Source organism: uncultured Anaerococcus sp. (genome assembly GCF_963510915.1).
Taxonomy (GTDB): Bacteria; Bacillota; Clostridia; order Tissierellales; family Peptoniphilaceae; genus Anaerococcus.
This window is the reverse complement of record NZ_CAUPHG010000045.1, coordinates 1-13,731: the sequence shown is the minus strand read 5'-3', so window position 1 is coordinate 13,731 and position 13,731 is coordinate 1. Positions and strand designations below refer to the sequence as shown.

Annotated in this window: 16 protein-coding genes and 1 pseudogene; all 17 read right to left on the bottom strand. The window is 36.3% G+C overall.

Annotated features, from left to right (window positions below; translation table 11 throughout):
* Positions 1-184: pseudogene (locus RQ893_RS05210) on the bottom strand (relaxase); the annotation flags it as partial.
* Between the two features lies 1 nt (position 185).
* A complete protein-coding gene (gene mobC, locus RQ893_RS05205) occupies positions 186-419 on the bottom strand; it encodes a plasmid mobilization relaxosome protein MobC (RefSeq protein WP_311481991.1) in 234 nt (77 codons plus the stop codon).
* A gap of 154 nt (positions 420-573) precedes the next feature.
* Positions 574-2,106 (bottom strand): glutamine-hydrolyzing GMP synthase, encoded by a 1,533-nt coding sequence (guaA, locus tag RQ893_RS05200; RefSeq protein WP_311481988.1) that lies wholly within the window; start codon positions 2,104-2,106, stop codon positions 574-576.
* 17 nt (positions 2,107-2,123) lie between these two features.
* On the bottom strand, positions 2,124-2,954 hold the full coding sequence (locus RQ893_RS05195; RefSeq protein ID WP_311481987.1) for a pyruvate, water dikinase regulatory protein: 831 nt from the start codon (positions 2,952-2,954) through the stop codon (positions 2,124-2,126).
* Between the two features lie 9 nt (positions 2,955-2,963).
* Positions 2,964-5,027: a glycine--tRNA ligase subunit beta gene (gene glyS, locus RQ893_RS05190; protein ID WP_311481986.1), complete on the bottom strand. Its 2,064-nt coding sequence runs from the start codon at positions 5,025-5,027 to the stop codon at positions 2,964-2,966.
* Complete coding sequence (gene glyQ / locus RQ893_RS05185; protein ID WP_311481985.1) at positions 5,020-5,901, bottom strand: glycine--tRNA ligase subunit alpha; 882 nt, start codon at positions 5,899-5,901, stop codon at positions 5,020-5,022. The genes glyS and glyQ overlap by 8 nt, the downstream gene beginning before the upstream one ends.
* A complete protein-coding gene (recO, locus tag RQ893_RS05180; protein WP_311481984.1) occupies positions 5,891-6,667 on the bottom strand; it encodes a DNA repair protein RecO in 777 nt (258 codons plus the stop codon). The genes glyQ and recO overlap by 11 nt, the downstream gene beginning before the upstream one ends.
* Positions 6,648-7,535: a GTPase Era gene (gene era, locus RQ893_RS05175; protein ID WP_311481983.1), complete on the bottom strand. Its 888-nt coding sequence runs from the start codon at positions 7,533-7,535 to the stop codon at positions 6,648-6,650. The genes recO and era overlap by 20 nt, the downstream gene beginning before the upstream one ends.
* Positions 7,532-7,927, bottom strand: a complete 396-nt coding sequence (cdd, locus tag RQ893_RS05170; protein ID WP_311481982.1) for a cytidine deaminase — start codon at positions 7,925-7,927, stop codon at positions 7,532-7,534. Before cdd ends, era begins: the two co-directional genes overlap by 4 nt.
* Positions 7,924-8,730, bottom strand: coding sequence for a diacylglycerol kinase (locus RQ893_RS05165; RefSeq protein ID WP_311481981.1), 807 nt, complete (start codon positions 8,728-8,730; stop codon positions 7,924-7,926). Before RQ893_RS05165 ends, cdd begins: the two co-directional genes overlap by 4 nt.
* Positions 8,731-8,734: 4 nt before the next feature.
* A complete protein-coding gene (gene ybeY / locus RQ893_RS05160) occupies positions 8,735-9,193 on the bottom strand; it encodes an rRNA maturation RNase YbeY (protein ID WP_311481980.1) in 459 nt (152 codons plus the stop codon).
* Positions 9,171-10,130, bottom strand: a complete 960-nt coding sequence (locus RQ893_RS05155) for a PhoH family protein (RefSeq protein WP_311481990.1) — start codon at positions 10,128-10,130, stop codon at positions 9,171-9,173. The genes ybeY and RQ893_RS05155 overlap by 23 nt, the downstream gene beginning before the upstream one ends.
* Before the next feature lie 48 nt (positions 10,131-10,178).
* Positions 10,179-10,625 (bottom strand): hypothetical protein, encoded by a 447-nt coding sequence (locus RQ893_RS05150; RefSeq protein ID WP_311481979.1) that lies wholly within the window; start codon positions 10,623-10,625, stop codon positions 10,179-10,181.
* Positions 10,615-11,559 (bottom strand): flotillin-like protein FloA, encoded by a 945-nt coding sequence (gene floA, locus RQ893_RS05145; protein WP_037327316.1) that lies wholly within the window; start codon positions 11,557-11,559, stop codon positions 10,615-10,617. The genes RQ893_RS05150 and floA overlap by 11 nt, the downstream gene beginning before the upstream one ends.
* Entirely contained in the window at positions 11,559-12,182 is a 624-nt protein-coding gene (locus RQ893_RS05140) for an NfeD family protein (RefSeq protein ID WP_311481978.1), read from the bottom strand. Before RQ893_RS05140 ends, floA begins: the two co-directional genes overlap by 1 nt.
* A gap of 223 nt (positions 12,183-12,405) precedes the next feature.
* On the bottom strand, positions 12,406-13,599 hold the full coding sequence (locus tag RQ893_RS05135; RefSeq protein WP_311481977.1) for an ABC transporter permease: 1,194 nt from the start codon (positions 13,597-13,599) through the stop codon (positions 12,406-12,408).
* Positions 13,592-13,729 carry a DUF4162 domain-containing protein gene (locus RQ893_RS05130; RefSeq protein ID WP_311481989.1) on the bottom strand — a complete coding sequence of 46 codons (138 nt, stop codon included), beginning with the start codon at positions 13,727-13,729 and terminating at the stop codon, positions 13,592-13,594. Before RQ893_RS05130 ends, RQ893_RS05135 begins: the two co-directional genes overlap by 8 nt.
* Positions 13,730-13,731: the final 2 nt, after the last annotated feature.

Here is a 13,731-nt window from a genome sequence, read left to right as displayed (position 1 = left end):
TAGCCAAAACTGTTCCTTTAGTATCATTGTCTTCTCGTGTTTTCATAAATTGAATATGGGCAGTAGCTGGGTGACATTTAAATGAAGATACTAAAATTTTTTCATCAGTTTTTTCACTCTTAGTAATGTAATCTATTGCCAAATTTAGAGTTGATTTTATAGGATGTATTTTTGTAATTGCCATACTAATCACCAGAACTTTCTTTTGATTTATTAAGAAGTAGGGAATGGATCTGCCATATTTCTTTTGATAATTTTTCTATCTGTTTATTCATTGATTCAATTTCATTTTTGTAAATAACACCAGTTGTATTAGTAGCTTTTGCAATCTGGTTTATATTATTTGTTGCATTTGAAATTAACCATTTGAGATGTCTAAATAAATTAATCCTCGTAATATGTACGCAAAAAGACCGCAGTTTGAAACTACGGTCTAATTTTTTGTCCAAATGTAAAGTACTTGGAACTATTATTCAATTTATTCTTTTTAACAAATTTTCCCATTTTAATCCCAGTTACAGTTTTTAATCTTCTGTAATCGTTGATTTTACAAGGTTTTTTGTTTTTTTGCTACTATTCCCATTCGATTGTTCCTGGTGGTTTGCTGGTTATGTCGTAGACTATTCTGCCTACTCCTGCTACTTCGTTTATCATTCTATTTGATAGAGTTTGTAGGAGGTCGTATGGGAGGTTGGCGGCTTCTACTGTCATGGCGTCTGTGGATGTGACGGCTCTGATGGCTACTACGTTGTCGTAGCTTCTGGCGTCGCCTTTTACTCCTACGGTTTTGATTGGTGTCCAGACTGTGAAGTATTGCCAAATGTCTTCGTTTAGTCCAAAGTTTTTAACTTCTTCTCTTAGGATGGCATCTGTTTCTCTTACTATTCTTAGTTTATCTTCGGTGATATCTCCCATAACTCTGATGCCAAGTCCTGGTCCTGGGAATGGTTGGCGCCATACCATGTCATGTGGTATTCCGATAGCTTCACCTACTGCCCTTACTTCGTCTTTAAATAGCATTCTTAGTGGCTCTACAAGGCCTTTGAAGTCCATATCTTCTGGTAGACCGCCTACGTTATGGTGGCTTTTGATGACACTTGCCTTATCTTTGCCAGATTCTATTACATCTGGATAAATTGTGCCTTGAACTAGGTAGGAAGCTCCGCCAATTTTGTGGGCTTCTTCTTCGAAGACTTCGACAAAGTGGTTACCGATAATTTTTCTTTTTGTTTCTGGGTCTGAGACTCCTTTTAGGAGGTCTAAGAATTCTTTTGATTTATCTACCATTTTGACATTTAGACCAAGATTTTTGTAGGTTTCCATTACAGATTTGGCTTCGTCTTTTCTAAGTAGGCCATGGTCTACAAAGATACATTGGAGATTGTCTCCTATGGCTTTTGAGACAATAGTTGCTGCAACAGAGCTGTCAACTCCTCCTGATAGGCCGCAAATCATCTTTTCACCTTCATATTTTTCTTTGATTTCTTCTATAATTTCTGTAGCAAAGTCTGCCATTTTCCATGTTTTCTCTGCCTCACAAATATTTAGGACGAAGTTTTCCAAAATTTCCCTACCAAATTGAGAATGAACTACTTCTGGGTGGAATTGAACTGAATAAATATTTTTGTCAGTATTTTCCATAGCTGCCACTTCTGTATTGGCTGTTTTTGCAATTGGCTTAAAGCCTTCTGCAATATTTGCCACCCTATCTTTGTGATTCATCCAGATTATTGATTTTTCTGGGATGTTTTTGAATAGGTCTGAATTATTATCTACAATTAATTCTGTCTTGCCATATTCTGCGAGTTTTGGAGTCTCAACAGAGCCACCATATAATTGGTTTATAAATTGGTGTCCGTAGCAAATACCTAAAACTGGCACGCCTAGGTCAAAGATTTTCTCATCTGTCCTTAGGCTGTCATCGTTATTTACAGATTGAGGGCCACCTGTTAGGATGATTCCTGCAAGATTATTTAGGTCAAGATCATTCAAATCGGTATCACAGTCGTGAATTTCTGCAAAGACACCCATTTCCCTAACACGTCTTACGATTAACTGGTCGGTTTGACCACCAAAATTTAATACTAGGATTTTCTCTTTTGCCATATTCTTCCTTCCATGCCTTAGCTTTTTTCTTCCCTTTCCTCAGGGAATTTCTCAAAGTAGTATTGAACAATTTCTGTAGCTGTTTGCTCGATTGTATTTTCCGTTACATCAATTACCTTGCAATCAAGGTCCTTAAAGACTTCTTTGGCATAAGCCAACTCTTGTTTAATTCTTTGTTTATCAAAATACTTGCTTTCTCCAACTATGCCCATGGTTAAGGTTCTTTTTTCCCTTATATTTGACAACTTATCAGGGTCAATTACCAAACCTATTATCCTGTTTGGATCTATCTCAAAGAGTTCTTGAGGAAGCTTAGATTCTGGAACTAGGGGTAGGTTTGCCACCTTTAAATTCTTAGTAGCTAGATTCATTGTTGTAGGAGTCTTTGATGTTCTTGATACACCTACAAGGACAATATCAGATTTCAAAAATCCTCTAGGATCCTTACCATCATCGTATTGGATGGCAAATTCTATGGCATCAATCATCTTGAAATAGTCCCTAGAAAGAGTCCTAGTTAGACCAGCTTTTCTAATGGCTTTCTTACCAGTTAATTTCTCAAATTTATTTATTCCATAAGAAAGTATGTCAAGGACAGTCACATTTGCTTCATTTGCCCTTTCTCTTAGGTGCAAAGCAAGGTCCTTGTCGGCTACTGTCATCACTATCACAGAATCATCATCGAGGTCGTCCATTATTTCGTCGATTTCAGCTTTGGTTTTTATATCCGGTTTTCTTATTACCCTTGTTTCTAGGTCTGGAAATTGGCTAGTAACAGATTTTATATAATTGATTGCAGTTTCACCTGTGGAATCACTTATAATTACAATCGTTAAAACATCTTCCATAAATATCTCCTATCTAACTATCTCAGATATATCAAAAATTTGGGTCATTCTTCTCTTTAGAGAATTTAGCATAGCAAGTCTGTTATTTTTAACTTCTTCATTGTCAACATTAATCATTGTATTGTCTAAATAGTCATTTCCTACAAGGCTTGTGGCTTGAATATTTTCAAGTTCTTTCTTATAATCAGTGCAACTTGCAAATCCCAAATCTTCAAGAGTTGAGATTTCTTTGTAGAATTTCTTTTCAAGGTCTGTTTCTAAGAGGTCTTCTCTTATTTCTTTAGCCCCACTATCCTTAGTTAGGTTATTTATCCTAATCAAATATGAAAGCGAGTCGTCATTTTCTTCTATAAATTTACTTACAGCCTTAACTTTTTCACTCATTCTTAGGATATTTGTGAAGTTAGTGTTTATGACCGCATTTACTATATCATACCTATATCCATCGTCTAAAAGCTTGTTTTTAAGCCTGTCTTTGATGAAGGTTAAAGTTTCGTCCATTGTTTTTTCATAGTCAAAGGCTAGGGCATTGGTTTCTGTATAAACCAAGAGGGCCTCGGCTATTAGCTTTTTGATATCTACATCAATACCATTTTCTAAGATAATATTAATTATTCCAAGGGCTGCCCTTCTTAGTCCAAATGGGTCACGACTACCTGTTACATAGTTTTCTATTGCGTAAAGACCAACTATAGAATCCATCTTATCCGCTATGGCAAGTAGGATTCCGACTACTGACTTAGGTGTCTCTGAGTTTTGGTTTTTAGGTAGGTACTGTTCTTTAATGGCTGTGGCAACTCTTTGATTTTCTCCAGAATTTAAAGCGTATATTGCGCCCATAGTTCCCTGGAGTTCGGTAAATTCTACTACCATTCTTGTTACAAGGTCTGCCTTTGATAAATGGGCGGCTCTCTTAGCATCTTCTGCTATATCATCACCTAAGCTTAGTTCCTTTTGGTAACTAACTGAAAGTTGCTCGAGTCTCTTAGTTTTTTGTCCCATATTGCCAAGACCTTCAAAAAATACTAGGTTATCAAGGTCTTTAACATAAGTTTCTAGTTTATTTTCTATATCTAAATCATAGAAGAATTTTGCATCTTCGAGCCTTGCCACCAAAACTTTTTTATTACCTTCAATTACATTTTGGCTTTCATAGTCATCCCCATTCCTGACTAGGCAGAAATATGGTAGGAGTTTTTTCTTATCGTCTAGGATTGGAAAATACCTTTGGTGGTCCTTCATTGGGGTTGTAATAACTTCCCTAGGAAGTTCTAGGTAGGCTGGGTCAATTTCTCCAACTAGAACTGTTGGATATTCGACTATATTTACTACTTCGTCTAGGAGGTCTTCATCCTTCATGTATTCTCCACCAACCTGGCTTGCTAGTGAATTTAATCCCTTTAGGATTATATCTCTCCTGTCCTTACCTCTAAGGATAACGTAGTTTTCCTTTAGTTTTCCTTCATAATCAGAAATTTTATCAATGACAATCTTATCAGAGCCGAGTGTTCTGTGACCCTTGGTAATATTTCCTACCTCAATTCCCTCAGCATCAAAGGCTAGGACTTCATCATCTAATAGGGAAACAAACCATCTGATTGGTCTTGCCCATCTGATTGACTTGCCACCCCATCTCATTGATCTTGGGAATGAAATTGACTTGATTATTTCATAAACATTTTCTTTAAGTATATCTTCTAAAGCTTTAGATTCTTCTTTTTTTTCTACAAAGACATAATCTTCACCCTTTTGGTCTTTGATAATCACGTCAGCAAGGTCTGCCTTTTGACCCTTTAAGAATCCAAGAAGTGCCTTAGATGGGTTGTTATCAGCATCATATGCTATCTTTACACTAGGTCCTCTTACAGAAATCACTTCTGCCTCAGCATTTTCCGCTACATTTTTAAGAAGAACCATAAATCTTCTTGGTGTAGATTCAATTTCTACTTCTTCGTAGGATAGTTTATTTTCAGATAAAAGTTTTTCAAATTTTTCCTTTAATTGGACCTTGGTATTTTTGACATAGTCTGAAGGTATTTCTTCTACACCAATTTCTAATAAGTAATTATGCATGCTTTTCCTTTCTTGAGAGAGGGAAGCCGAGCTCTTCTCTTTTTTCGATATATTTTTGGGCAACTAGGCTTGATATGTCTCTAACCCTCTTGATGTAGTGGTTTCTTTCTGAAACAGAGATTGCTCCTTTTGCATCAAGAGTATTAAAGGTGTGGCTAGTTTTTAAAACATTGTCATAGGCAGGATAAATTAAACCAAGCTTGATTAGTCTTCCTGCTTCTTTTTCATAAATATTAAATAGGGTTTCTAGGGTTTCATTGTCTGCATCTTCGAAAGAATATTTTGAATTTTCATATTCTGGAAGTTTGAAAACATCACCGTAAGTTAAGTTTTCTGACCACTTGATGTCATAAACATTGTCCACGTCTTGGAGGTACATACAAATTCTTTCAAGACCAATGGTTATCTCTCCACTTTCCAAAGCGCAGTTGATTCCACCTACCTGTTGGAAATATGTAAATTGGGTGATTTCCATACCGTCAAGCCATACTTCCCAGCCAAGTCCCCAAGCACCTAGGGTTGGAGATTCCCAGTTATCTTCTACAAACCTAATATCGTGTTTCTTTGGATCTATGCCTATGGTTTCTAGGCACTTTAGATATAAATCTTGGATATCAGATGGGGTTGGTTTTAACAAAATTTGCATCTGGTGGTGTTGGTAAAGCCTATTTGGGTTTTCTCCATACCTACCATCCGCAGGTCTTCTGGATGGCTCAACGTAGCAAACCTTCCATGGTTCAGGACCAAGAGCCCTTAAAAATGTGTGAGGATTCATAGTTCCTGCACCCTTTTCTATGTCGTATGGAATCATGACTGAACAGCCTTGGTCTTTCCAATACTCCTCTAGTTTTAATATTAAATCTTCAAAGTACATTTACATTCCTTTCGAGTGCCTTTTTGACCCATTCTAGGGAAGAATAAGTTCCCAAATCTAGGTTTTCTAGGCAATAATCTATTATTATTTTGCCAATTTTTGGATAAGATTCTACCAAATTTATATTTTCAAGTTCTTCTGACTTGGTATATAAAAGCTTGTTGAAATATACAAATTCATCATAGGTCAAAAAGACCTTATCAAAAACTTTATCTTTACACTTATCACAAACAACTGATGATTCATTTGCTGAGAAATATAAGTATTTTTCTCTTATATTTTTACCGCAAATCCCACAAGTTTTAAAGTTTGGTTTGAAACCTGAAAAAGAGATATATTTGAGGAAAAATCCTAAAAATATATTCACATAGTTTTTTTCGGATTCCTCGAAGGCTTCAAAACTTTTTGTAAGAAGGGTAAAAACAGTATCTACCTGGATGTGGTCTATTGTCCTTAATAAAAGATCGCAAATTGCAGATTTATATAATATTATATCAAAATTTTTATTTGACTTATAATAAGGATTTAAAACGACGCCTTCTTTTAGACCATAAAAGTCCTTACCAGACCTATAAAGGTCAAAGGATCCTAGGATAAACCTATTGGTTAGGGCAAGATTTTTGGAATTTTTCTTTAGAACCCCCTGGCAAGATATAGAAATCTTACCCATATTTTCTGTGAAGACTTCTATGATTTTAGAAGATTCCCTAAACTTAAATTCCCTGAGGACTACGCCCCTTATATCTTTAAGGTCTGCCGTAGCCAAACCTATCCACCAACTTTTCCTTTTTGCGCCAATCTTTTTCGACCTTGACCCAAAGTTGAAGGTTGACTTTCGAATCTAAGAAAGATTCTATCTCAACTCTAGCATCAATACCAATTTGCTTAATCATTTTACCGTTTTTGCCAATAACAATCTGCTTGTGAGAATTTTTTTCAACTATAATTGTTGCCCTAATATCGATTAGAGCCTTATCTTCTCTTTCTTTAAAGTCGTCAATCCTAACAGCCAAGCCGTGAGGAACTTCTTCTGACAAGAGTCTTAGGGCCTTTTCTCTGATTATTTCAGATACAACAAATCTCTCAGTCTTATCTGTAATCATATCCCTATCATAGTAGGCTGGCCCATCAACTAGGTAAGATTTTACCCCTTCTATGTAGGTCTCTATATTTTTATCATCTAGGGCAGAAATGGCAATTATTTTATCAAAAAGACCCACTTCTTGGTAAAGATTTTTTATTTCTTCGATTTCCTCTTCGTTTAAGAGATCAATTTTATTTATAAGAAGAATTATCGGAACTCTTACCTTTCTGAGTTCGTCAATTATCATCTGATCAAGCTTGCCAATTTCCTTGGACTCATCAACAACATAGGTCACAAGGTCTGACTCATTTAGCGAATCCTTAGAAAAGCTTAGAAGCCTTTCTTGGAGGACATTTCTTGGCTTTTGGATGCCAGGCGTATCAATAAAGATTAGCTGGCTGTCTTCGTCGTTATATATTATATTTATCTTATCTCTTGTAGTTTGGGGTTTGTTTGAAATTATGGAAATCTTCTCTTTCAAAATCTTTTCCATAAGGGTCGATTTACCAACATTGGCCCTGCCCACTACTGATATAAATCCTGATTTCATTTTAAATCCTTTTTACTAAAACTATTTGGCAAAAGCTCGTCAATTGTATAAGTCTTATAATTATCACAATCTTTAGCTACAATTATCCTCGTATAATCATCTGCAAACTCTCTAATAAATTGCCTGCAAACTCCACAAGGATAGGTGTAATCGCTATCGCCACTTATTACTATGTATAAAAATTCCCTCTCACCATCAGTGATGGCTGTGGAAAGTGCATTTCTTTCTGCACATAAAGTTGGAGAATAAGATGCATTTTCTACATTTACTCCCTCAAAGACCTTGCCAGACCTAGTCATCACGACACATGCCACATGGAAATTTGAATAAGGAGCATAGGCCCTTACTTTTATTTCTAAGGCTCTTTTTATCAATTCTTTTACTTCTATCATGAAAATATACCAAATATAGCCATAGCCATGGATGTCCCAAGAATGGCTCCTCTTACTATTTCCCTAGCAGAATGGATATCAGCTTCGTATCTTGACTCTGCAACTATCAAAGCAAGACCAACAAGAACAAGCCTTACCAAAGGCTCCCCAACTAGGAGAACTCCTATAGTTGCTAGGCAAAAGGCTACAGAAGTGTGTCCCGATACAAACCCACCCTTGAAGGCTGTTCCATGACCCTCGTAGAAAACTCCCTTTAGGAAAATCGTCAAAATAATTACAAGAGAAATAGTAATCAATGCCAAATGAGAAGGTCGTCTAGCGATTTTAAGGATAACTGAATCATAAAAGTTTAAAAACTTGTCAAAAAATATCAGATAGCCAACAAAAATTGCATTTAAAGCTGCTATAAAGGTCGCTGCTGCTGATACATCCTTGCCAGCCTTGGCAAGCTTTGAATACTTGCCACCACTTGCTAAATCAACAACTTCTTCTAGGGCAGTATTTAATAGCTCAAGGGCAACAACAAAGGCAATTGAAAATACCAAAAACATCATTTCAACCCTAGATAGGTTGAAAAATAAAGATGCGATAAGGACTAAGATAGACGTCAAAATATGAAATTTCATATTTTTTTCATGGTTTATAGCATAAACCAGACCTTCATAGGCGTAGTCAAAGCCCTTTAGGAATTTTTGCCCATGGCTAAGTTTTAGGGGCTCAAAGTCCTCGCCATCGCCTTTTTTTAATTCATCAAGGATTTCTTTTTTTAAATTTTCTTTAAGGTCATCATAATTTTTATCCATTAATCTATTTAAAAACTCCTAGATTTTTCATAACCTCTTTTTCTTTGGCGCGCATTTCTTTTTTATCATCTTCTTCTATGTGGTCATAGCCTAAGAGGTGTAAGGTTGAATGGCAAATAAGATACATCATTTCCCTTTCTAGAGAATGTCCAAAATCAGCTGCCTGTTCCCTAGCTATATCTAGGCAAATCACAATATCGCCAAGTAGGATAAGAGGGTTTCCTTCATTATCATAAGCTTCTTCATCCATAGGAAAAGATAAAACATCTGTAGGTCTATCTACATTTCTGTATTCCTTATTGAGCTTATGGATGGTATCCCTGTCTACAACAGAAAGAGAAACTTCTGTATTTTCAGCGAAATTTTCTACCCTTAGGACTTCTTTAATAGTTTTTTCCGCCCTTTCTCTTAGAGAAATTAAATCCAAATCTTCGCTTGTGTCATTCGCTAACAGGAGGTTCATTTTCTTTTCTCTTTCTTTCTTCTTCCCTCATCCTATCGTCCTTTTCGTAGGCATCAATAATTCTTTGAACAAGTGGGTGACGGACAACATCTATTGATGAGAAATTCATGAAATCAATTCCCGCCACATTTTTTAAGATTTGACTTGCTGAAACAAGACCGGATTTTTTGCCTCTAGGCAAGTCGACCTGGGTCTTATCTCCAGTAATTATGGCCTTAGAACCATAGCCCAAACGAGTTAGGAACATCTTCATCTGCTCATAGGTTGTATTTTGAGCCTCATCTAAGATTACAAAAGAATTATCCAAAGTCCTTCCCCTCATATAGGCAAGAGGAGCAACTTCTATAATGCCCTTTTCAACAAGGGCTTGGTAGGTATCAAAGCCTAAGATTTCAAAAAGTCCATCATAAAGAGGTCTTAAATATGGGTCTACCTTATCTTGGAGATCTCCTGGCAAAAATCCTAGGCTCTCACCCGCTTCTACAGCTGGACGGGTGAGGATAATCCTATTTACTTCGTTATTTTTAAAGGCACACACAGCCATAGCCACAGCCAAGTAAGTCTTGCCTGTACCAGCTGGCCCAATTCCAAAAACAATATCATTAGCCAAAATCTTTTCTATATAGGATTTTTGCCCCAAGGTCTTTGGTTTTATTGGCTTACCTGCTGCTGTTGTAACAATCACTTGATCAAGGAGAGCCTTAACCACATCCTTGTTTTCCCTCTCAAGCATATCTGCATCATATTTTAATCTTTGAAAATCAAGCTGGTCATTCTTCTTTAGTTCACCCAAAAGCTGGATAATAAGTTTTTTGGCAAGGTCAACATGACCTTCTTCCCCATTTATTTCTAGCCTATTATCTTTAAGCTTGAGTTTGACATCGAACCTGTCTTCTATATATTTTCTATTTGAATCTAAATTGCCAAAAAGAGAAATAATCCTTCCCGGCTCTTCTATTTCTAAAAATTCTTTAATATTTATCTCCTAGCGTCTCTTAGAAACTGGCGGGCCTAGGATTTCTGCCATTATTATGGCGTCCTTTAGCCTTTTTCTATTTTTTTCTTTCGCCATTTCTTCTCTAATCTTATCTGTCTTTTCTTTTTGCTCTGCCTCTTTTAGTCTTTTTAAGGCAGCAGAATCTCCCTCTTCAGGCTTTTTGAATTTTTCTGCTTGTTTGGTTCTGAGTTCTGATTTTAATCTTCTTTGGGCTTCTAAATCCGGTTTGGATTGGCTTTGGTGTTGATCTAATTCCATATTTTCTACCAAATCATTTAGAAATCCAATAATAGAAGGACTCTTCCTTACGTTTTTTTGAACCTTAAATGGGTTTTTTTCTATTTTCTTGTAGGCCTCTCTCATTTCATTTTCTGCCTGAATCTCTTCTGCGAGATTATCCAAAAAAGAAAGGAAAGACTTATTTTTATTTGACATCTAGGTCAGCCTCATCGTTTGAGATTGACTGTCTCATCTTTGTGTCTGCCTTGATATTTTGTAGGTTATAATAATCCATAACTCCAAGATTTCCTTCTTTGAAGGCTTGGGCTATAGCAAGTGGAATCTCACTTTCTGCTTCTACTACCTTGGCCCTGTTTTCTTGTTCTAGGGCGATAGCTTGGGCACGTCTTTCTTCTGCCTTGGCTTGGGCAATATTTTTATCAGCCTCTGCCTGGTCTCTTTGAAGCTCAGCGCCTACATTTCTTCCAACATCCACATCTGCTATATCGATTGATAAGATCTCAAAGGCTGTACCAGAGTCAAGTCCCTTGTTTAATACAGTTTGAGAAATGTTGTCTGGATTTTCCAAAACTTCTGCGTGGGTTTCTGAAGAACCAACTGTGGTTACAATACCTTCGCCAACTCTGGCTATTATGGTCTCTTCGCCTGCACCACCGACAAGTCTTTCTATATTTGCCCTAACTGTTACCTTGGCAATTACCTTTACTTCGATACCATTTTTGGCAACAGCTGCTATGGTTGGAGTGTTGATTACCTTTGGTGTTACAGATACTTGAACTGCTTCAAATACGTTACGACCTGCAAGGTCAATAGCTGCAGCTTGTTCAAAAGAAAGGTCGATATTTGCCCTTTCTGCTGCTATAAGTGCGTCAACAACTTGGTTGATATTACCGCCTGCAAGGTAGTGGCTTTCAAGGTCATTTGTGGCAATATGGATGCCTGCTTGGTGAGATTTAATCATAGCATTTACGATTTTAGATGGAGAAACCCTCCTAAATCTCATCGCAACTAAGCTTGCCATAGAAATTTTAAGGCCAGAAAACCTTGCTGTGATCCAAAGACCAACTGGTACCATTGTAAAAAATACTACGACTAATACAAAAATTAGTCCCATCATTATAAATTCCATTACATCTCCTTTACTATAATGTGGCCATCTTTAACATCTATAACAGAAATCACCTTTGATTTTTCGATAAATTCTGCCCTGGCCATAGCGTCATAAACTTCTCCGTCAATTTCTATCCTGCCAGTAGGTCTTAGGATAGACTTAGTAATTCCAACACTGCCTATAAGCTTAGTCATATCCTTATACTTATAGACTTTATTTTTGTTTTTCTCCTTGACGTCTAGGACGTAAGAATCAAACAAGTTTGCCCTAAAGCCAAGCTTTACAAAAATTGTCATTGTAATAACAACAGCAAGGCCTGTGGCAATTATTACAAAAAATCCAGTTTGAGGATTGGCGAAACAATCCATCACCGAATAAGTCGTAAGGGCAAGACCTGACACACCAATTATTCCAAAGCTAGGAATAAAAAGCTCAAGACTTAATAGGGAAATCCCAACTATGAAGGTTAGGACTGTAATGTTATCTGCTATATTATACTTGGCGTTGGCGAAGTAAAAATAAGCAAAAAGCAAAACAGAAATCCCAGCAAAAATAAGCTTTTTTTGAGTAAATAAGAGACATATCAAAGATATGACTGCGAGGATAAAACTTGTCGCTATTAGTAGGTCGTTTCCTAGCATATTTTTCTCCATTTCTTAATACAAACCCTTTAATTTAAAAATATTTCTAAAAATTATAGCTTAAATTTTAGGCTTTTCTTATTAACTTCCATATAATTATTATCTAGTAAATGAGGTTAAAAATCAACATAAAGAGCCTAGTTCTTCTTTACAAAAACATACGCTTCGCTCCCTGATCAAGAAAAATATTTTTACAAAAAAGGAGCCTAAGCTCCTTTGATTTTTATTTTCTTTTTCTAGTGAAAAACGAAGATGTTTGATAATTTAAGATGTGTTTTTTATAAACCTTTGATGCTAGAATGTAGGAAACATAAAGACTTAGCATTAAAATCATTATGGAAATCCCACCTTCCATTATTCCTGCATTTCCCTTTATCAACCTCAATGGCATGAAAAATACGGAAATATATGGAACATAGGAAGCAATTTTTACAAATAGATTTACAGGACGATTCATAAAAATCATAGCAACCATAAAGGCTCCTACGATTGTGATCATCAAAGGACTGGCGACTTTTGACGCATCTTCCTGTTTGCTGGCAAGAGAGCCCAGCATGGCGGATATTATCATATAGGCCAAAAGGGAAAGAATTATAAATATAAATATCTCTCCAATTACTATAAGACTTCTTTGGTCAAGGCTAAAGTCGATTTTTATCATACCCAAAAGTCCCTTGGATTTGGCAATAAAGTAGGAAATTGATCCCAAAATTATATAGATTATCGAATGGACTATAATGGCTAAGAAATTGCCCAAAATCTTCCCTGCGAAGTAGTCTTTGGCAGATACTGACGAAAAGATAAATTCAATCATCTTTGAGCCTTTTTCTGTGGCTATGTCGACAACTAGGACATTTGAGTACATGATTAGCATAAAGTACATAAACATCAAAAGGATGAAATAGGAAGCGTAAACCATAAGGCTCTTGCCCTTGTCAATTTGGTTGATTTCTATATCTGCCTTAGTCGCAAAAATCCCAACTTGATGTTCATTTAAGTCAGCATTTTTTATATTAATAGCATTTTGAAGCTCATTTGCGACTAGGGGTAATTTAGAAAGCGCCTTAGCGTCCATAGTTTTTGTCTCGATAGTAAGTTTTACCTGACCATTTTCTTCAGAAATTTCTCCGTAAGACTCAATTTTTTCTGCTTTTAAATCCTTTTCTGCCTCATCCTTTGAAACTAATTTATATTCACTTTCCATCCCCTTAAAAAATGGACTAATATTTTCATCTGCTACTATTTGATATTTATTGCCGTCACTACCAAGTTTTGCCGCATCTGATTTTGCAAGGAAATAATTAATTCCCACAGGCACTAGCATGACAAGGATAGGGATAAATACCATGGCCCAAAAGGCAGGAGATTTTATTTGTTTTTTGAAGGAGTCTAGGGCGACTATTAATTTTCTATTCATTTTCTTCCACCTTTCTTGCAAAGATTTCATTTAGGCTTGGTGGCTCTTGGCTAAACATTTCAAGGTAGCCGAGTTTTTCTGACAAGCTAGCAAAAATTTCCCTGCCGTCTGCTTCATTTTCTAATCTGATAG